Source organism: Parafannyhessea umbonata (assembly GCF_012844235.1).
Lineage (GTDB): Bacteria > Actinomycetota > Coriobacteriia > Coriobacteriales > Atopobiaceae > Parafannyhessea.
The window spans coordinates 118168-138284 of sequence record NZ_JABAGR010000006.1 but is presented as its reverse complement, the minus strand read 5'-3'; the positions used below and the strand labels follow the sequence as shown (position 1 = coordinate 138284).

Here is a 20117-nt window from a genome sequence, read left to right as displayed (position 1 = left end):
GCAACGCGCCCGACCACGCGTACTGCCACGTAACATCCAATGCATCGCGGGGGCATGGGTGGCACCCATGCCCCCGCGATGATGAGATCGATTTGCGACTACTCGGTGTAGACGAAGCCGTTCAGCTTGTCCGCGTTGTCCTTGGTGATGACGATGCACGGGATGAGCTGCTTCTCGTCCTCGCCGGTGGAGCCGTCCTTCAGGTACTTGTCGGCCTCCTGGACTGCGGTGCGGGCGATGACGTCGAACTGCTGGAGCGCGGTCGCGGTCGCCTTGCCCTGCTTGATGAGGTCGCGCGCCTCGTCAGAGCCGTCGACGCCGATGACGGGGACGTTCATGTTGTGTGCCTCGAGGGCTGCGCAGGCGCCCTGGAGCATGGTGTCGTTGCCGGAGACGACGCCCTGAATCTTGTCGCCGTAGGTCTGGATCAGGGTCTCCATCTTGTCGTACGCCTGGGTCTGCTCCCAGTTCGCGGTCTGCTGCTCGAGCATCTTCATGTCCTTGTACTGGTCGATGACCGAGCGGAAGGCGTCGGAGCGGACCTTGGCGTTGGTGTCGGACTCCTTTCCGAGGAGCTCGACGTAGTTGCCCTTCTCGCCCATGGCGTCGACGAACGTCTGCGCGACGTCGGACGCGCCCTGGTTGTTGTCCGCGATGATCTGCGCGATCGCGTCACCGGTGGTGGTGATCTCGCGGTCGATCAGGAACGTCGGGATGCCTGCCTTCGCGGCCTTCTTCACGGCCTCAACGGTTGCGTCCGCGCCGGCGTTGTCGCAGATGATTGCCGCGGCCTTGTCGGCAATGGCGGAGTCGAACAGCTCGGACTGCTTGTTCGCGTCGTCGTCGTGGGAGTTGGCCTTGACCTCGTAGCCCATCTTCTTGGCCTCGTCAGTGGCGCCGTCGGCCTCGGCCTTGAACGCGGGGTTGGAGACGGAGGGGGTGATGACGTAGATGATGTTGGAGCCGCCGCCCTTGAGGACCTTGGCCTCCTTCTTGGAGCCAGACTTGCTCTTATCCGCACTCGACGTCTTGTCGGAGCCCTTGCTTCCACCACAAGCGGTCAGAGCGATGGTCGTGCCAGCGAGAGCGGACATTTCCACGAACGAACGCCTAGAGATTGCCATAGTCTTTTCCCTTTCCCCGAAGCTTTCTTCCTATTGCAGCGGGCCGTGCCCGTCAACTGCCCTACTTCCCGAGCGCCTCGATGGCGCGCTTCGCGATTCCCTCTCCGTTGAGGCCGTAGTAGTCGAAGACCTCCTTGGAGGTGCCGGTGATGACCGGCGAGTCCGGGAGGGCCATCGTGACGCACGTCTTCGGGCACTCCTGGCCCACGACCTGCGCGACCATCGAGCCGAGTCCGCCGAACGGCGAGTGCTCCTCGACGGAGACGACCGCCCTTGCCTTGCTCGCCTGACGGACGATGGCCTCGCGGTCCAGAGGCTTGACGCAGTACATGTCGAGCACGGAGGCGGAGATGCCGCTCTTCTCGAGGATCTCAGCCGCATCGACGGCGGGCCTGACCATCTCTCCGCACGCGACGAGCAGCACGTCCTCGCCATCGCGGACGAGCGTCGCCTTGTCCATCTGGAACGGGCAGTCATCTTCCGTGTAGACGTCCTCCACGGGATTGCGGCCGACGCGGATGTAGGCGCACTTCTGGTCCTGGAGCAGCGCCTCGAACAGCTTCCTCGTCTGGAAGCGATCGCTCGGCAGGTACACCCTCATGTTGGGGATGGCGCTCATCGCCGCTATGTCCTGCGCGCTGTGGTGGCTCATGCCGAGGGCGCCGTACGAGATTCCGCCGGAGATGCCGATGAGCTTCACGTTGGTGTCCGAATAGGCGCAGTCGATCTTGCACTGCTCGTAGGAGCGGGTGGAGAGGAACGACGCCGGCGAGGCCGCAAACGGCTTCTTTCCGCAGGCCGCGAGTCCCGCCGCGATTCCCACGAGGTCCTGCTCGGCGATGCCCACCTCGACGGACTGCTCCGGATACTCGTTGAAGAACGGAGTGAGGGACGCGGACCCGCGAGAGTCGCTGCAGAGGACGACGACGTCCTTGTCGGTCTTTGCGTGCTCCATCAGCACGTCGCAGATGACCTTCCTGTTGGCGATCTTGTTAGGCATCCTGGAGCGCCTCCTTCCTGGACTCGAGGTCCTTCACGATCTGGTCGTACTCCTCGGGGGTGGGTACGTGGTGGTGCCACGACGCCTTGTTCTCCATGACGGGCGACCCGCAGCCCTTGACGGTGTTGGCGATGATGAACGAGGGCTTGCCCTTGCAGCGCCTCGCCTCCTCGAGCGCCGCCATGACCTGGTCGAGGTCGTTCGCGTCCTTCACGTCGATGACGTTCCAGTTGAACGCGGCGACCTTCGCGGCGAGCTTCTCGTGCGCCATGACGTCCTCGGTGTTGCCCGAGATCTGCAGGTGGTTGCGGTCGATGATTGCGCAGAGGTTGTCAAGGCCGTACATCGCCCCGGACTCGAGCGCCTCCCAGTTGGAGCCCTCGGCAAACTCACCGTCTCCAAGCAGGGTGTACACGCGGTAGCCGCGGCCGTCCATCTTGCCGGCGAGCGCCATGCCCACGCTGACGGGAAGGCCATGCCCGAGCGAGCCGGAGTTCATCTCGATGCCGGGGAGGTGGTTGTTGGGATGCCCGATGTACGGCGAGCCGAACTTCGAGAACTTCTCCTTCACCTCGTCGATGTCGAGGAAGCCCGCCTTGGCGAGGACCGCATAGTACGCCTCGACGGAATGGCCCTTCGAGAGCACGAAACGGTCGCGGTTGGGATCGTCCATGTTCTGCGGGGAGACGTTCATGCCTCCCGCAAGATAGAGGGCGACGAGCACCTCCATCTCGCTCATGTCCCCGCCGATGTGTCCGCCGCCACCGGACATGATGATGTCGAGCGTGTCCTTGCGCAGATCGTATGCAAGAGACTTGTAGTTCATTGCCACAGCTCCCTTCGGGTTTTTCTGACGGCCGAAACTCGTGCCTAGACCTCGTCGAACGTGACGTCCTCTCCATGGAGGTAGGCCTTGACCTTGTCCTCGATCGGGTCGTAGAGATCGGGCTTGATGCCTATGTACTTGCAGGCCTCGTACAGGATGGGAACGATGTCCGCGTGGATGGCGACGCAGTGGTGGATGTAGGGGCCCTCGACCACCTTTGCCTCCAGGCGCTTGAGGTTGTTGACCTCGATCCAGAGGTAGGTGCCCTTGGTGAACGGGCCGTCGCATCCCTTGGCATGTCCGAGCAGCATGGAGTACTCGCCGTGGTCGCCGTCGACGCGCATGATCGTGAGCTTGCCCGGCTTCGCCTCCGCCGAGACGGCGCCGTTGTGGTCGAAGGCCACCGGCACGCAGATCGTGGGCTTCTCCCTCGCCACCGAGATCGGCCACGGACCGCAGTGCTGAAGCAGCTCGCCGTTGTCGTTGGTCGGGTGGCGAACCGTCCAGTCGGCGAACATCGCGCGGGTGTCCCCGAGCGTCGCCGCCTCGGCAAGGACCTGGGAGATGGCGCCGTGGACGTCGGTCTCGCAGACTACGGGCAGTCCCTCCTCGTTGAGGAGCGAATTCGCCGCACAGGGCATGATGCCGATCTGGCCCTGCAGGGCGTTCCAGCACTGGATGACGATTGCGGACGCCCCGTACTTCGTCGCCAGGTTGCGCATGGCGACCTTCAGCGACGCGACGTTGCGCAGCAGATCCTCGGAGATGTCGCACGTCATGTTCTCGTGGCAGTACGCGACTACGCCGTCGACCACGTCGGGCTCGTTCTTCTCGGCGTCCTTCATCGCGTCGGTCAGCTCGGGAAGCGGGATGGGCGCGAGCTGGATGTTGAACTTCTCGAGAAGTTCGCCCTCGTTGCACATGGTCGACCAGAAGTCGAAGGGACGGGGCCCGATCTGGAGGATTCGCATGTTACGGAACTTCTTCACCACGTTGCAGACGGCGAGGAAGTCGAAGAGGCCGCGCTTGAACTCGGGGTCGTCGAGGCGGCAGTTCGTCATGTACGTGAACGGGACGTCGAATCGGCGCAGGACCTTGCCGGTTGCGAAGAGCCCGCACTGGGTGTCGCGCAGGCGGATGCCGTTCTCGAGGGGCGCCTCGTCGCGCGGGCCCCAGAGCAGCACGGGAACGTCGAGCTCCTTTGCGAGGCGGGCGCACTCGTACTCCGTTCCGAAGTTTCCGTGCGGAAGGAAGAGTCCATCGATCTTCTCGGCCTTGAACTTAGCGGCTATCTTCTTGCGGTCCTCGTCGTCGTAGAGGAGGCCCTCCTCGTTGATGTCCGTGATGTCGACGTAGTTGACGCCCAGCTCGTCGAGCTTGGCGCGCGTGAGGTTTGCGTACTTGACCGCGTCGGGCGCGCTGAAGATGCTGCGCCTCGTAGGGGCTACGCCGAGCTTTATCTGCTTGTAACCGTCTCCCATTTCAAGTCCTTCCTCGTCAGACAACTCGAGGCCACAATTTGGGGCACCGCTCTGCTCCGATTGGAAATTGTGTTTTGTTATTTGTTTAGTTCTGACATACACACGGCCAAATATGCCTTATATAAGCCTCTGTAGACCACTGTACTGATGAAGTTTACTAAACAGAAGAAAAGAAGCGCGGACGGTAGCACTTTTATACCTGAGCGAAGTTTCTTAACTTCTTATTGAGATTTGCTTGAAAGACCCTTATCATTAAAGATTTGCGATTTTCCGTTATTTCATCTTATATTTGTATATTATACGTATATTATTCTCTTATTTACTTCTTTAATGTTTATATATAATTTTAAGATGTATCTAAGTTTGAATTTGCAAGCAATAGTGACATTTGAAAACGTTTCCGGATTTGCATCTAACGTCATAAATGAACAAGTGCTCGGTAGTTACCTAACATCTTCTATTTTGTTTAGCTATACTTCTGAAAGAAAGGCAATCTGTTTAGGGCTGAACGAAACGTGCGAATCCACGCCCAGAAGACACTCTTTCATCTGAGTTCGAGACATCGTCATAAAGAGCCGCAGGCGAATTCACCATGAAGGTAAGCATCCGCACCATAAGCAAGGTCACGGGGTACTCTCCCGCAACGGTATCGAATGCCCTCAACCACAAGCCGGGAGTCTCGCAGAAGACTGCCGCGCAGATCATCCGCGTCGCGGGAGAGATGGGCTACAAGCCCCAGAACCGCATCGAGCGCATCAACTTCGTTGTCGCCCGGAAGACGGGCTCGATCCTCGACGAGGGCGAGTTCCACCCAGCCGTGATGGACGGAATAGAGCGCGAGGCCAGGCGCGAGGGCATGCCGACGCGCTACGTCACGGTCGACCTGAAGTCATACATGGCACGCGACCAGATCGAGGAGCTCTGTAACGACAAGACGAGCGGCCTGATCCTTCTGGGCACGGAGCTGAAAGAGGAGGACTACAAGCCGTTCTACGACTGTGCCGCCCCCCTGGTCATCGTGGACGGCTACTGCTTCCACAAGCCCATAGAGTCGATAGTCATCTCGAACGAGAGCTCCTCGTACATGGCGGTCCACTACCTCATATCCATGGGCCACACCAGGATCGGGTACATCCCCGCGGGAGACATCATCCAGAACTTCCCGCTCAGAAGACGTGGCTGCGAGCACGCGCTGCGCGAGGCCGGCCTGACGCTCGACGAGAAGTACGTCATGCACGTGGGCACGAAGCTCTCGACCGCATACTCGGGCGCCAAGGAATGGCTCAGCCACGACCCCGAGCTCCCCACCGCCTTCTTCGCCGACAACGACATCCTCGCGAGCGGCGCGATGCGCGCATTCATCGAGCGGGGGATACGCGTGCCGGAGGAGGTCTCGTTCATCGGCTTCGACGACCTTCCACTTGCGAGGCTCACGCTCCCCTCCCTCACGACCATCCACATCCACAAGCACGACATCGGCAGCATGGCCGTGCAGAAGCTCCTGGGACAGGTGCGGAACCCGCGCGGATACACCTGCGTCACCCACATATCATCCGATTTCGTGATACGAGATTCCGTCGCCCGCATCTAGCGCCTCCCAGGGCGGGCGCCGGCGGCACGAGGTGCGCGGCGCAAAGGTCTTTGTAACTACCAGTCAAACAGGGGTTCAAGCATGTCCAAGAGGTCCAACCAGAAAGCACGTCGCCGCCAGCACCTGGCCTACGAGCGCGAGCGCGTGGCGCAGAGGCCCGCGGGCGAGAAGGCCGCGGACGCATCGACCGCGGCCGGACGCGTTGCGAGGGAGCTCTCCCAGGACATGCGCGCGTCGGGCCACACATCGCTTCGGGAGGGAAGAGGCAGGCTTGCTGACCTTGCAAGGCTGCCAAGGTCCGCCGCACAGAACGCCCTCATCGCATGCGCCGCTGCCGTCGCAGTCTGGGCCGTAATCTACTTCGAGGCGTGCACCGGCGCCATCGACATGCTTGGCCTCTACCAGACCGACATCCTCATGGCCGTGCTCCGCCTGGCGGCGATGGTCGTCGCCGCGGCGTTCACCATCCGTGCGGCCATCGACACGACGCAGCTCCCGCAGGTCGTGCGTGGCTGGGCCGCGGTCCCCACGCTCTTCTCCTTTGTGGACGTAGTGCTGATGATGGTCCCGGGAAGCACGATCGGCGCAAGGGAGCCTGTCGGAGAAATGCTTGCGTCCGTCCTGAGCTTTGGGCTGGGGATTGCACTCTATGCGCTGTGCGCGAAGGCGACCTCGGAGCACCCGGAGGCGACGCGGTCCTGGCGCGACGCCCAGGAGGAGCGCCAGCGCCAGATGGCGGACCGTGCGCGGCACCCGCTCAGGCGCTTCCGCAGATAGCGACCGCGCACGATGTGCCTCACCACGGCATGGCCGCGACGGCCGTCTACATCCCAACGGGCGGCAAGGCCGCCGGCATGGGGCCCATCAGCTGCAGGCGCGTCGCCACCATGAGGGCCGCGGCGGCAATACCCAGCACGAAGAGCGTCCAGTCCGCAAGGCGACCGGACTCGAAGAGGCCAAGGCAGAGCGTCCTGCCCCATGGCCACAGGAGCCTGACGCCCCTCTTGTTGGTGAGGTCGAGCGCCAGGTGCGACGCATAGCCCACGGCGACGGCAGCCGCAATCGGATGGCAGAGCATCCATGAGCCATACCCCACCAGCGCAAGCGCCACGAGCGAGTGCGAGAAGCCCCTGTGCCCGGACGCCCTGCCCACCGCGCAGGTGGCGACCACGATCGCCAGCCCCGCCAACCGCTCGTACGAGAAGCCCGACGCCAGGCCAAGGGCGAGGTCGCTCCCCCGCGCGTGGTCAACCGCCAGAAGCGACGCCACCATGACGGCAAGCGCCGCCCACACGCGGCGCGTCCCGCGCGCGCCCATGCTGGACGGCGTGTCGGTATCGGGCAGCATGCCGCCCACCATCCCGCCAAGCGCGAGCGCAATCGCCTGCGGCGCCACGCCGGTCGGCACGCCAAGCCGTGCCCCGGCCAGCGGGGCCACGGCCAGCGCGGATGCCACGCCTATGGCTATGTGCGTCTTGCCCGTCATGCGCGCTCTTCTCCCCCGGGGCCTGTGGCCAGACGGTCGCAGGCAGACGTCCTTGTCTGCGTATGGTCTATCGTAGCCGACGCACGGCCACAAGGTGAGGGGCGCCGCCTTGCCAAGGTGGTCCCGGGCATCCTGCTTTCACTGGTAGTGAAGGGACTCCACCGGGTCGAGCTTCGCGGCGCGCCGTGCCGGGTAGTAGCCAAACACCACGCCTATGAGCACGCAGATTCCCGTCGCGCCAAGCACGGCCATGGGCTCTATCACGGGCGTCACGGTAAGGGACATGCCGCTGTCGCCAGAGGCCAGAAGGCCCGTCGCGACGCCGCCGAGGGCGAACGCCCCCAGGTAGCCAAGCACGATGCCGATCGCCCCTCCCGCCAGCGTCAGGCACACGGACTCCAGCAGGAACTGCCGCGTGATGTCTGATCTGCGGGCCCCCAGGGCCTTGCGAAGCCCGATCTCGCGGATGCGCTCCGTCACGTTCGTGAGCATCATGTTCATGATGCCGATGCCGCCAACCACGAGCGAGATGGACGCGACGGACGTCATGAGCAGCTGGAACGTGAACATGACGGAGTTGAAGCTGTCAATCATGGACTTCATGGACGATACGTACAGGCCGTTCTCGACGTCCTCGTCGCTCAGGTGGTAGTACGTCGCCAGGAAGTCCTTCGTCTTCGTAACGAGGGAGTCGATGTCCTCGCCCTCCCGCGCCATGCCGGAAAGCATGTCCACGTTGTCGTAGCCCGTGACCCTCTGGACGCACGCCTTGAGCGGAACGTAGGCCGTCACGCCCTTCGGGTCGGTCTGCTGGCTGTTCTCAAGCAAGCCGACCACGCGGTACTCGATCCCCTTGATGCGCACCTTCTGGCCAAGGGCGTCCTCGTCGCCAAACAGGTTGTGCGCGCTCGTCTTGTCCAGTATCGCCACCGTCGAGGCAGAGTCGTTCTCGCCGCTCGTGAACGTGCGGCCTTCCACGAGCTTCTGGCCCGTCACGTCGAAGTAGTGGGGCGCAATGCCCAGCACCTGCCCGTCAACGCTCTTGGCGTCGCTCGCGACCTTGCCGCCACCGTAGGAGCTGCCCGTTATGTACTCGTACTCCGGCAGCCCCTCCTCAATCTTCGCGATGTCCTCGGTGCGCACCTGCGAGCCGTTGTAGACGCCCATGGTTATGACGCGGGCGCGGTCGAGGCCGAGCTCGCCCATGAGGCCCTGCCGCACGCCGCCGATGAGCGCGGTCATCGCGATGACCGCGCTGATGCCGATCACGATGCCCAGCACCGTGAGGAGCGACCTGCCGCGGTTTGCGTCGAGGGCCTCCCAGGTCTCGGCCCAAAGGTCCCTCAGCCTCATGTGCTCCCCCTTCCGCGGGACTCGGACCTCATAACGTGCGCGCGCTCCTGCTCGTCGGTGAGGAGCCTGCCGTCGCGGATGTGCACGCAGCGGTCCGCCCACGTCGCCACCTCTGGGTCGTGCGTGATGAGGACGACGGTCTTGCCGGCGTCCCGCATCCTGACGAAGGTGTTCAGCACGACCTCGCTCGTCGCGGAGTCCAGGTTTCCCGTCGGCTCGTCCGCCAGCACCAGGGCCGGATCGTTCACCAGGGCGCGCGCGATGGCGACGCGCTGCATCTGGCCGCCGGAGAGCTCGTTCGACCTGTGGTCGAAGTACTCCGCCGGCAGCCCTACCGAGGCGAGCGCCTCGCACGCGCGCCGCTCGCGGTCGCGCGGGGCAACGTCCGTGTACAAGAGCGGCAGCATGACGTTCCTGATGACCGTCGAGCGCGGCAGCAGGTTGAACGACTGGAACACGAAGCCGATCCGCGTCGCGCGCACCTGCGCGAGCTCATCGTCGCCGAGCTTCGCTACGTCGACCCCCTCGAGCAGGTACGAGCCGGACGTGGGTGTGTCCAGGCATCCCAGTATGTTCATGAGCGTGGACTTGCCGGAGCCTGACGGCCCCATGATGCACAGGAACTCGCCCTTCCGCACCGTGAGCGACACGCCCCGTAGCGCATGCGTCGGCACGCCGCCGGAGTCGTAGATGCGATGCACGTCCCGCACGTCTATCACGGGCAGCATGGCTAGCGCCCGTCTGCCGTGGCGGCGGAGGCGTCGCCCCCGGCCGCGCCGCCGTCCGCGGAGTCGCCCTCGTCCGCGAGCTTGACGGTCTCGCCCTCCTTCACGCCCGTCACGGCGGCGTCGGACCCGTTCTTCTCGCCCACCTTCACGTCGACGTCGCGGGAGGTCTTGACGTTGCCCTCCCCATCGAGCGTGACGACGGTCACGCTGGCGGTTCCGGCGGACTCGTCGTAGTCGTTCAGCGCCGCTATCGGCACCATGAGCACGTCGGACACGCTCTGCGTCTGGATGGTCGCGTTCGCGGTCATGCCCGGCTTGATGCGCTCGTCCGGCTGGTCGATCACGAGGTCGACCTCGTACGTCACGACGCCGTCGCCGCCCATGGAGCCGTCGCTGCTCGCGACCGTCGCGATCTTCTCGACCTTCGCGTCGCACTCGAGGCCGGGAATCGCCGAGAAGGTCACGCTCGCGGCCTGCCCCACGGCCACACCCGAGATGTCCACCTCGTTCACCTGCGTGGCAACCCTCATCCTCGAGAGGTCCGCGATCTGCACGGCCCAGCCGGCGCCCGTGCCCTGGCCGCCCTGGCCCGTGCCGTCGCTTGTGGTGGAGCCGCCCGTGGCGTCGCCGTACGCGGCGCCGTTCCGCGCGTTCACCGCGACGACGCTTCCCGAGGCGGGAGCCGTGACCGTGCGCTTCGCCGCCTGGGCCTTCGCGTCCGCAAGCGCCTGGCTTGCAGAGTCGAGCGCGGACCTTGCGCTGTTCAGGCCGTCGTTTGCCGTCTGCACGTCGCCATAGAGGCTGTCGGGGTCCGCGAGGCCCGCCTGCGTCTCTGCGTCCGGCGCGGAGTTCCAGGCGTCCAGCGCCTTCTTGTAGGCGGCGTTTGCGCTGTCGACGCCGCGCTGGGCGGTGTTGACCTGCGCCTGCGCGTCAGACACCTGCCGCTGGGCGTCCGCGACCGCGCGGTCGAGCGAGTCGTTCTTGAGCGAGAAGAGCACGTCGCCCTTGCCCACGGTGTCGCCCTCGGACACGCGCAGGTCCTGGACGATGCCGCTCACCTCGGGCGTGACGTAGACGCTCGACGCGGGCTGGGCCGCGCCCGTGACGCTCACGCTGGAGGTGAGGTCGCCGCGCGTGACCTCCGCCGTTGCGGGCATCTGCTTGCCGGCGTCCGCGGGCGTGAGCACCCGGGGCACGATGATGGCCGCGGCTATCACGACGGCGGCGCACGCCCCCACCGCGATCTTCACGTTGCGGCGGCGCCTCTTCTCCTTGCGATGGCGCTCGAGGTTCTGGTACGCGAGCATGCCGCTTTCGTCCTCGTCCGCCGCGTCGATGGCGGCGGGACCCTTCGTCGGGTCTGCCGGCGCGCCGTCCGACGCGTTCCGGAGCGGGTTTGCGGGCAGGGGCGGCGTCACCGCCTGCGTCGCGTCTGCGTCCCGCGAGGCCTCGTTCTTCTCGCCCTTGGCGTCCGTCGCCTCGTCGTCCCCCGGCGAGGGCTTGCCAAAACCGAACTTCCTGCTCATGCGCTGCTCCCATCTGGGGGTAGTGTGAGAGCGGCCGCGGACCCAAGGCCCGCAGCCGCCGCTCTATAGGTTGTGCAGAGAGTCTACTCCTGTATGAGGACGTCGGAATCCACGTTGTGGTCGAACAGCGCGACGGAGTGGATGGCCGGGTCGTCGTAGGTGGACCAGTAGTACGTGCAGGTCGCGGAGGAGAACGCGCCCGTGAAGATCGTGGTCTCGAACTCGCCGTTCGTCATCTTCGCGGCGCCGTCGATCATGCTCACGCCGCCCAGGATGTGGAAGATCTTGCTGACGTTTGCCTTCTCGCCCTCCTGGGTGGGGTAGTTCGCGTTGAGGTAGGCCTCGCGCACGAAGCGCGACGGCGAGTAGTAGTCGCCGGGGAGGCCGCGCATGCCGGCGCCGGAGCCAAACGCGGAGAGCTCCTGCGTGCGCCAGGACAGCGGTCCGGGCACGTCGCTCGTGAGGTTGATGTAGTTGCGCAGGTTCTCCGTGTGCCACGCGAAGCCGGGCTGGTTCGTGAGGACGTCCACGTCGTCGTGGAACACCTGTAGGCCAGCCTCGGTCTGCTCGACCACGATCGAGCGGGTGGAGTCGCCGATGATCCAGTGCAGCATCGAAGACGGGAACCTGGGGCTGACGGGCTCGTCCACGATCGTCACGTTCGCGAGCGCCGCCTCGACCTCGTCCACCGTGGCGTGGTTCGCGACCACCCAGAGCGGGAACTCGAAGGCGGCGACGTTCGTGGCGCCCTCGCGCGGAGCGTCCGCGTACACCGCGTAGCCCGGGAAGTTGAGCCCGGCCACGGCGAGGCCCTTCTCGTTTCCGCAGTCAAAGTAGAGGGGCGTGTCGTCCTCCACGATGCCCATGCCTATGATGGCCATGCCCACCTGGGGAACGGCGCCAAACGGAGACTTTGGCTTGTAGCCGCGCGGGGTGATGACCACGCGCTCGCCGTACGAGCAGCTCCAGTCGAGGTTTCGGCCAAAGTACATGTTGCCCTTGCCATCGGTAAACCTAACACCTGTGCACATCGCGGCTCCAATCAAGCTGTGTGACCGATACGACCGCGCTCGCAAACAGCGCTCAGTTCCACGATAGGCGCTTTCTGTATCAAGGTCCAGTGTCGCCCGCGCGAGCGCGCTAGATATCGGCCTCTGGCGCGGGCGCACCCGCGTCGCAAAGCATCTTCGCAAGCTCCGTGGGCTCGAAGCGGTAGTCGGCGCCGCAGAAGTGGCAGTGCACCTGGGCGGGCTCGCCCTTCTCGACCATGTCGCCAAGCTCCGCGCGGCCCAGGGCCAGCACGGCGCGCATGGCGCGCGAGCGGTCGCAGCCGCAGCGGAAGCTTGCAGGCATGCGGTCGAGCTCCTGGTAGTCCAGCCCTTGCAGCAGATGCTGCAGCATCTCCGTGGGGGTCATGCCCGCCTCCAGCAGGTCCGTGACGGAATGCACGGGCGCGAGATTCGCCTCCAGCGCCGCCACGACGTCCTCGTCGCAGCCGGGCAACAGCTGGATCACGAAGCCGCCGGCGCGGCGCACACTCATGTCGCGGTCCACGAGCACGCCCACCCCAAGCGAGGTGGGAATCTGGTCGCTCGCCGCGAAGTAGTAGGTGAGGTCATCCCCTATCTCCCCCGAGACGAGCTCGACCTCGCTCGAGTACGGGTCCATTCCCGCGACGTCGTGCACGACGGACAGCGTGCCCGCCCCGACGGCCTGCCCCACGTCTAGGTGGCCGCGGCCGTTGAGCGGCAGCCACACCCGCGGGTTCTGCACGAATCCCTTCGCGTGGCCGCGGTTGTCGGCCGTCACGGTTATCCTGCCAAGGTCGCCGTCGCCCATGACCGTGATGGTGACGAGCTCGTCGTCGTTCTTGGACATGGCGCCCATCATCTGCGCGCCCATGATCAGCCTGCCCAGGGCCGCCGTCGCCACCGGCGTCGTGTCATGCCGGGCGCGTGCCTCCTCTACCGTCGCGCGCGCCGTGATCGCAAACGCGCGCACCATGCCGTCGGCCGCCGTGCCGCGCACGATGTGGTCCTCCCTGCGCTCGCGCTCCGCCTCAAGGTCCACCACGCCCTCCGGCAGGCGGGCGCCCTCGTGCTCCAGCTGGTATCTCGTCATGCGTCCTCCCCTGCGCCACGGACCGGCCAAGGCCGCGGGCGTCTCTTCCTGGCTAGTTGCTACCACTTGTCTTTACCCAAAGCCCCATTGATGCTACCGTCGCCTGCGACAAACACACGAGGGAGGGAGTGCGATGGACGCGACCAAGGACAACGTGGGACTCTGGCTTGACGGCGCGCCGGAGCGGGTGCGCAGCGACACAGAGCGCCTGCTGGACGAGGTCAGGCGCCTGCGCCAGAGCCAGGTCATCTACCCCGCGCAGGACCAGATCCTGCGCGCGCTCGAGCTCACGGCGCCAAGCGACGTGCGCGTGGTGATACTGGGGCAGGACCCGTACCACGAGCCGGGACAGGCGATGGGACTCTCGTTCTCGGTGCCCGCGGGCCAGCGGCTCCCGCCCAGCCTGCGCAACGTCTACAAGGAGCTCTCGCGGGACCTTGGCTGCGAGCCGCCCGCGACGGGTGACCTCACCCCGTGGGCGCGCCAGGGGGTCCTGCTGCTCAACACGACGCTCACCGTGCGCGAGCACGCCGCGAACTCCCACGTGCGGCTTGGGTGGCAAAGCCTCACAAACTACCTGGTCAGGCGCACGACAGAGCTTCCGCAGCCCATCTGCTACCTTGCGTGGGGACGCCATGCCGCCACCCTCGTGACGTCTGCGGTCGAGGAGGCTCGCTCCGCGGGCACGCTCGCGGGCGAGAAGTGCGTGCTCTCGTCCACGCACCCCTCCCCGCTCTCCGCCAACCGCGCGGGCGGGGGGCTCGTTCCGTTCATGGGCTCGAGGCCCTTCTCGCAGGCGAACGACTTCCTCGCGTCCCACGGCGCCGCGCCCGTGCAGTGGGCTTAGCACAAACGTCGCAAACGATGCGCCCAGGTCCGAACGCTTGCAGATGTCTTTCGCTTACCTTGCGGATATCTGCAACAGACAACAGCTCCGACCTGCGATTTCAAGAAAGTTGGCATCCTTCGAAAATGTCACTGGACAACCCGTTTCCGCGTGGCATAATGCTCTGTACAGAACATCTGTTCTAGATGAGGAAAGGAGCGTCCAGCCCCGCTGGCACGGGTGCCGCCTCACGATGGTTCCAGACTACGCCGACGATGGAAGGTGGGAGCATGTCACTCGATCTCAACCACGCGCTGGAGGGACTTCGCCCCTCGGCCATCAGGCGTTTCTCGGCGCTTGCAGCAGCGACGCCGGGGTGCATATCGCTCACGCTCGGGGAGCCTGGCGAGGTAACGCCCGCCGCCATACGCGAGCGTGTCGGTCAGAGCCTTACCGCGGGCAAGACGCACTACCCGCCAAACAACGGCACGGCAGTCCTGCGTCAGGCAATCGCCGACAGGTGCTCCCGCACGGGTCTTCCGGTGAACCCCGAACAGGTCATCGTGACCAACGGGGCAACCGAGGCGCTCTTTAGCACCCTGACCGCACTCCTCAACCCCGAAGACGAGGTCATCGTCCCAATGCCGGCGTTCGTGCTCTACGAGTCCATCGCCCTTCTCGCCCGCGCGCACGTCGTGCCGCTCGACACCTCTGAGGACGGCTTCCAGATCGATGCCAAGAAGCTGGCTTCGGCAGTGACCCCCAAGACGAAGGCCATAGTGCTCACATCGCCAAACAACCCGACAGGCTGCATTCTGGATGAGAAGAGCCTCGATGCGGTGGCGGACCTCGCCTCCAAGAGCGACTTCTACGTGGTCTGTGACGATGTGTACGAGGAGCTGATATACGAGGAAGACCTACGTGGGCATGGGTTCGCAAGGCTCCACCCGGAACTTGCCGACAGGACCATCGTGGTGAACAGTCTCTCGAAGCCCTGGGCCATGACCGGTTGGCGACTGGGCTGGCTCACCGCTGCCCCCGAGGTCGCGTCACAGGTCGCGAAGGTCCATCAGTACGCCGTCTCCTGCGTCGTCTCGTTTACCCAGGACGCGGCGGTGCAGGCGTTGCAGACCGATACGACGCCCATGCGCGAGCGATACCGTGCCCGCCGCAAAGTCACGCTCGACGCCCTCGAAAGGATGGGCCTCTCCTGCGTCGTTCCGGAGGGCGCGTTCTACGCATTCCCAAGCGTCGCTGTTCTCTGCGAAAGCGACGAGGAGTTCTGTGAGCGGGCCATCCGCGAGGCTGGGGTGGCACTCGTCCCGGGGTCGGTCTTCGGCTGCCCCGGCCACGTTCGCCTGAGCTACGCCACCGACGACAGGACGCTTACGGAGGGGCTCTCCCGGTTGGAGGGGTTCGTCGCAGACCTTCGCCGCTAGAGGGGAGCCGTCACGAGCCGACGATAGACTTCGACGCCACGCATCAGTATCGACTCGTCGAAGTCGAACGTGCTCGCGTGCAGCGGCGTACCCGTGCCCGTCCCAAGCAGGAAGAAGGTACCGGGCAGCCACTGCTGGTACCACGAGAAGTCCTCCGCAATCAGCAGGGGCTCCGGCACGTCACGCACGTCGATGTACGCTGCGGAAAGAACCCCACGCGCCCATGAGGTCACGCCCTCGTCGTTCACGACGGGAGGATACCCCTCGCTGAAGGTCGTCTTCGCCGTGCAGCCCACCTTCGCCGCGACCCCCTGCGCAATGTGGGGAAGCTCGTCTCGGCAGCGCCTGCCCATCTCGGTCGAGAACGTCCGAAGGCTTCCCTCAACACGGGCGGACGCAGCTATCTGGTTGCGAACCTCACCGGCTTCCATGTGCCCGAACTTCAGCAGGCACGGCTCCTCCTGGGACCGCTCTTCCATGAAGCGGTATGCCTCGGGCACGAACATGCACGCCGCGAGGAGCGCATCCCTTCCCTGCCGAGACTTGGCAATGTGAGACGCGCGCCCCTTAAACTCCACAGTCGTCTCGTTGCTGGCCGCAAGCAGCGCACCAGAGCGGGTGGCCACACAAGCAGACGGGAGGTCCGGCCAAAGATGGAACCCAAAGATGCGATCGATGCCCAGACGCCCGAACACGCCGCTCTCGCAGACCTGCCGGGCGCCCCCGGTGGTCTCCTCCGCCGGCTGGAACACCACCAGGACGCTGCGAGCAAGCCGGTCTGGATTGCTTGCCATCCAGTCGCATGCTCCCAAGGCCATGGCCATATGACCGTCGTGTCCGCACGCGTGCATGCGTCCGTCGTGACGAGACGCATAGGGTGCCCCCGTCTCCTCGCGAACGGGAAGGGCGTCCATGTCGCTTCGCAGCGCCGTGGCGGCAGAGCTCCCGCAATCGAAGTAGGCGCACACCGTGGAGCGAGCGGGAGAGAAGACCGACATGCAGTCGCAGCGCGCAGCCATGGGCTCGAGCTGCTCCCTGACGTAGGCTATCGTCTGGGGCAGGTCGAAGTCGCACTCCGGAATCTCGTGCAGGTCCCTGCGCCACTTCCTAAGCGTCTCGATGCCAGCCATTCTTCCTCCCGTCCGAGCGTCAGAGCCCAACTTCAGTGGCAACGCGCATTCTATCGCACGAAGGTCGCGCCGCACCGCAAGGGTAACGAACCGGAAGCAGGCAGCGCCGGCCCTCCCAGCACACGCGACGCGCAAATGTTAACGGCGTGTGGCAAAGCCATGGCCATAAGCGCACTTTCGCGGGGCACCCGCTACACTTTCCCCCAACGATAGAGGCGCGGACACGAAGAGCTTGGGGCTAGCCGGCAGGCATCGATCCCCAGGGGAGGCCAAATCCGCCGAACCCCGCGAACGGGCACGGACGCGGGGTGGGACCCGGGGAAACACCCCGGGGACTGTCTGGCAAGAAGTCAGGTGCGCTATCCCCACGCGACCGCGGCCAAGGGGCCGTCGCAAAGGATGGCCGCGTAGGAGGATACATGGGCCGCAAGAGTCCCTTTGCAACGGCACGCCAGCTGGAGGACATCGCCTCCGCGTACCCCACGCCGTTCTACCTTTACGACGAGGCGGGCATACGCTCTACCGCACAGTCGGTGCTGGACGCGTTCGGCTGGAACCCCGGCTACCGCGAGTTCTATGCCGTGAAGGCGTGCCCCAACCCCAGGATTCTCCAGATGCTCCTCGACATGGGCTTTGGCCTCGACGTCTCGTCGGAGTGCGAGCTCCAGATGGCGGAACGGCTCGGTGTCCGGGGCGAGAAGATCATGTTCTCCTCGAACGACACCCCCTCCCAGGAGTTCGCCCACGCCGCGCGCCTAGGGGCCACCATCAACCTGGACGACGTCACTCACATCGACACCCTCCTGAATGCGGTCGAGGAGGTCCCCCGGACCGTGAGCCTCAGGCTTAACCCGGGCGAGTTCCCCTTCGCGAACGGCATCTTCGGCAAGCCGGCGGAGGCAAAGTTCGGCATGACGGAAGAGCAGCTGTTCGATGCCGTGCGTCGTCTCATGGGGTTGGGCGTGCGCGACTTCGGCATCCACGCGCTCCTCGCCTCGAACACGGTGACGGACGAGTACTACCCCACCCTCGCACGCACGCTTTTCGATGTCGCCGCCAGGCTCCACCAGGAGCTGGGTGCCCACGTGGCGTTCGTCAACCTCTCGGGCGGCGTCGGCATCGACTATCGCCCGGAGGAGCGCCCGAACGACATATTCGCCATCGCGGAGGGCGTACGCCGGGCATACGAGGACGTCCTTGCACCCGCGGGAATGGGCGACGTCTCCGTGTACACGGAGATGGGTCGGTTCATCACGGGGCCGCACGGCGCGCTCGTCACGCGCGTCATCCACGAGAAGCACATCTACCACGACTACCTGGGAGTGGACGCCTGTGCCTCCGACCTCATGCGCCCTATGCTCTACGGCGCCTATCACCACATCACGGTCGTTGGCCGCGAGGGCGAGCCGGCGGACCACGTGTACGACGTCACGGGCGCGCTGTGCGAGAACTCCGACAGGCTCGCGAACGCAAGGCCCCTTCCCGAGTGCCATCCCGGTGACCTGCTCTTCATTCACGACACGGGTGCGCACGGGCACTGCATGGGCTACAACTACAACGGCAGGCTCCGCCACGCGGAGCTCCTGCTGCACGAGGACGGCACGGTGGAGATGATTCGCCGCGCGGAGACCCCGGATGACTACTTCGCGACCCTCGACGTGCTGGAGGGATGGGGAGCGCCCGCCGCGGAGTCGGCGGGCAGGGCCAAGCCCGCGCGTCCTTAAGGGGCGCCGAGCCGACGCGGTCGCACCTGCGACTGGCTGGCCCAAGATCTTCTCTAACACCAGAGGCGACGGCCATGACGGCCGTCGGCATCGCAAAGGAGCTAACAATGGACATGTCCAACCTTCGCGGTTCCATCGTCGCACTCGTCACCCCCTTCAAGGAGGACCAGAGCGTTGACTTCGACGCGCTCGAGCGCCTCGTCGACTTCCACCTCGCCAACGGGACGGACGGCATCCTCGTCCTGGGCACCACGGGCGAGTCCTCCACCATGACGGACGAGGAGGACTTCGCGGTCGCGAAGTGCGTCATCGACCGCGTCGCCGGCCGCGTCCCCGTCATCGGCGGCTCAGGGTCGAACGCGACGGCGGAGAGCCTCAACAAGAGCCTTGGCCTGCAGAAGCTGGGAATCGACGGACTTCTGCTCATCACCCCGTACTACAACAAGTCGAACGAGGAGGGCATCTACCACCACTTCACCACGGTGCTCGACGCGGTGGACGTCCCGTGCATCCCCTACAACATCCCCGGCCGCACCGGCTGCTCCATCTCCGAGCGCAACGTCGCGCGTCTGAGCAAGCACCCCAACGCGTGGGGCATCAAGGAGGCGTCCGGCAACATCTCGTATGCCACGACGGTGGCACGCTACTTGAGCGACGACTTCCGCATGCTCTCCGGCAACGACGACATGGTCGTGCCCATCCTCTCGCTCGGCGGATCCGGCGTCATCAGCGTCTGGGCTGACATCCGCCCGCAGGTGGTTCACGACATGTGCGCGAACTGGTTCGCGGGCAACACCCAGGCCGCCCTCGCGACCCAGCTGGAGAACCTCGAGCTCATCCACTCGCTGTTCTGCGAGGTCAATCCCATTCCCGTGAAGGCCGCGCTCGCAAAGATGGGCATGATCGGCGAGACCTACCGCAGCCCCCTGTACACCATCTCCGACGCCGGTCGCGAGCGCCTCTACGCGGCCATGAGGGAGGTCGATCTGATTGACTAGCAGCACGCCGAACCGCACGTACACCGTCACACTCATCGGCGCCGGTCGCATGGGCACGCTCATCGCGCGGTCGCTGGAGGCCGACGGCGGCTTCGAGGTCGTCGGCACGTACGACGTCGACAGCGCCGACCAGCTGGATGTCCAGGCGCCGGCGACTGACCTCGCCATCGACTTCAGCAACCGCGCCGCCCTCCCCCATACCCTTGCATACGTGCGTCGCTGTGGATGCGCGCTTCTCAGCGGGACCACCGGCTACGACGAGGCGGAGCTTGCCCAGATTCGCTCGCTCGGTGAGAAGAGCGCGGTCATTCACTCCGCGAACTATTCCCTGGGCGTCGCCGTCCTCAGGCGCGTGACGCAGGAGGCGGCACGCGCCCTCGCCGGATGGGACGTCGAGATAGTCGAGACGCACCACAACCAGAAGGCGGATGCCCCGTCGGGCACCGCGAACATGCTGCTCGATGCCGTCGACCCCGCGCACGAGGCCGACGTCGCCTACGGGCGCGAGGGCATGGTCGGCGCACGCCCACACGGACAGATCGGCATGCACAGCCTGCGCGGCGGCACCGTCGCGGGAACGCACGAGGTGCACTTCTTCGGCACGGACGAGGAGCTCTGCCTTACCCACAGGGCGACGAGCCGCCAGATCTTCGTGAACGGCGCCGTTGCCGCCGCAAGGCGCCTCGTGACGAAGGACCCCGGATTCTATACGTTTGACCAGCTCATGTTCGAGGACTGACGCCTCGATTCCCTTCGGGCTCGCG

Annotated in this window: 18 protein-coding genes; 7 read left to right on the top strand and 11 right to left on the bottom strand. The window is 65.3% G+C overall.

Features of this window, described 5'->3' with window-relative positions; genetic code table 11:
- Positions 1 to 98 precede the first annotated feature (98 nt).
- From HF885_RS07345 to HF885_RS07330, 4 genes are all read right to left on the bottom strand, one after another.
- Positions 99 to 1124, bottom strand: a complete 1026-nt coding sequence (locus HF885_RS07345; protein ID WP_206109844.1) for a D-ribose ABC transporter substrate-binding protein — start codon at positions 1122 to 1124, stop codon at positions 99 to 101.
- 61 nt (positions 1125 to 1185) lie between these two features.
- Entirely contained in the window at positions 1186 to 2124 is a 939-nt protein-coding gene (locus HF885_RS07340; protein ID WP_170104289.1) for a transketolase family protein, read from the bottom strand.
- Entirely contained in the window at positions 2117 to 2950 is an 834-nt protein-coding gene (locus HF885_RS07335) for a transketolase (protein ID WP_170104288.1), read from the bottom strand. The genes HF885_RS07340 and HF885_RS07335 overlap by 8 nt, the downstream gene beginning before the upstream one ends.
- Before the next feature lie 44 nt (positions 2951 to 2994).
- Positions 2995 to 4431 (bottom strand): L-fucose/L-arabinose isomerase family protein, encoded by a 1437-nt coding sequence (locus tag HF885_RS07330; protein WP_170104287.1) that lies wholly within the window; start codon positions 4429 to 4431, stop codon positions 2995 to 2997.
- A gap of 592 nt (positions 4432 to 5023) precedes the next feature.
- Here HF885_RS07330 and HF885_RS07325 point away from each other — a divergent pair.
- Positions 5024 to 6022: a LacI family DNA-binding transcriptional regulator gene (locus HF885_RS07325; RefSeq protein WP_170104286.1), complete on the top strand. Its 999-nt coding sequence runs from the start codon at positions 5024 to 5026 to the stop codon at positions 6020 to 6022.
- A gap of 81 nt (positions 6023 to 6103) precedes the next feature.
- Positions 6104 to 6799 carry a hypothetical protein gene (locus HF885_RS07320; RefSeq protein ID WP_170104285.1) on the top strand — a complete coding sequence of 232 codons (696 nt, stop codon included), beginning with the start codon at positions 6104 to 6106 and terminating at the stop codon, positions 6797 to 6799.
- A gap of 46 nt (positions 6800 to 6845) precedes the next feature.
- Here the strand turns inward: HF885_RS07320 and HF885_RS07315 are convergent, their stop codons facing one another.
- The 6 genes from HF885_RS07315 to hslO all read right to left on the bottom strand — a co-directional run bounded on the left by HF885_RS07315 (position 6846) and on the right by hslO (position 13236).
- Positions 6846 to 7508: a metal-dependent hydrolase gene (locus HF885_RS07315; protein WP_170104284.1), complete on the bottom strand. Its 663-nt coding sequence runs from the start codon at positions 7506 to 7508 to the stop codon at positions 6846 to 6848.
- Between the two features lie 138 nt (positions 7509 to 7646).
- A complete protein-coding gene (locus HF885_RS07310; RefSeq protein WP_170104283.1) occupies positions 7647 to 8861 on the bottom strand; it encodes an ABC transporter permease in 1215 nt (404 codons plus the stop codon).
- Complete coding sequence (locus tag HF885_RS07305; protein ID WP_170104282.1) at positions 8858 to 9589, bottom strand: ABC transporter ATP-binding protein; 732 nt, start codon at positions 9587 to 9589, stop codon at positions 8858 to 8860. The genes HF885_RS07310 and HF885_RS07305 overlap by 4 nt, the downstream gene beginning before the upstream one ends.
- A 2-nt stretch (positions 9590 to 9591) precedes the next feature.
- Positions 9592 to 11115: an efflux RND transporter periplasmic adaptor subunit gene (locus HF885_RS07300; RefSeq protein WP_170104281.1), complete on the bottom strand. Its 1524-nt coding sequence runs from the start codon at positions 11113 to 11115 to the stop codon at positions 9592 to 9594.
- A gap of 83 nt (positions 11116 to 11198) precedes the next feature.
- Positions 11199 to 12146: a choloylglycine hydrolase gene (bsh, locus tag HF885_RS07295; protein WP_170104280.1), complete on the bottom strand. Its 948-nt coding sequence runs from the start codon at positions 12144 to 12146 to the stop codon at positions 11199 to 11201.
- A gap of 109 nt (positions 12147 to 12255) precedes the next feature.
- On the bottom strand, positions 12256 to 13236 hold the full coding sequence (hslO, locus tag HF885_RS07290; RefSeq protein WP_170104279.1) for an Hsp33 family molecular chaperone HslO: 981 nt from the start codon (positions 13234 to 13236) through the stop codon (positions 12256 to 12258).
- 133 nt (positions 13237 to 13369) lie between these two features.
- On the opposite strand from hslO, the gene HF885_RS07285 reads away from it, so the two are divergent.
- A complete protein-coding gene (locus tag HF885_RS07285) occupies positions 13370 to 14083 on the top strand; it encodes a uracil-DNA glycosylase (protein ID WP_170104278.1) in 714 nt (237 codons plus the stop codon).
- Between the two features lie 269 nt (positions 14084 to 14352).
- Positions 14353 to 15501: a pyridoxal phosphate-dependent aminotransferase gene (locus HF885_RS07280; protein WP_170104277.1), complete on the top strand. Its 1149-nt coding sequence runs from the start codon at positions 14353 to 14355 to the stop codon at positions 15499 to 15501.
- Here HF885_RS07280 and HF885_RS07275 read toward each other — a convergent pair.
- Entirely contained in the window at positions 15498 to 16631 is a 1134-nt protein-coding gene (locus tag HF885_RS07275; protein WP_170104276.1) for an amidohydrolase, read from the bottom strand. The genes HF885_RS07280 and HF885_RS07275 overlap by 4 nt on opposite strands.
- A gap of 419 nt (positions 16632 to 17050) precedes the next feature.
- On the opposite strand from HF885_RS07275, the gene HF885_RS07270 reads away from it, so the two are divergent.
- From HF885_RS07270 to dapB, 3 genes are all read left to right on the top strand, one after another.
- The gene (locus HF885_RS07270) at positions 17051 to 18355 is read left to right on the top strand and encodes a diaminopimelate decarboxylase (RefSeq protein ID WP_170104275.1); all 1305 of its coding nucleotides are present in this window, start codon (positions 17051 to 17053) and stop codon (positions 18353 to 18355) included.
- A gap of 107 nt (positions 18356 to 18462) precedes the next feature.
- The gene (dapA, locus tag HF885_RS07265) at positions 18463 to 19353 is read left to right on the top strand and encodes a 4-hydroxy-tetrahydrodipicolinate synthase (RefSeq protein ID WP_206109843.1); all 891 of its coding nucleotides are present in this window, start codon (positions 18463 to 18465) and stop codon (positions 19351 to 19353) included.
- The gene (dapB, locus tag HF885_RS07260) at positions 19346 to 20092 is read left to right on the top strand and encodes a 4-hydroxy-tetrahydrodipicolinate reductase (protein ID WP_235927359.1); all 747 of its coding nucleotides are present in this window, start codon (positions 19346 to 19348) and stop codon (positions 20090 to 20092) included. The genes dapA and dapB overlap by 8 nt, the downstream gene beginning before the upstream one ends.
- Positions 20093 to 20117 lie beyond the last annotated feature (25 nt).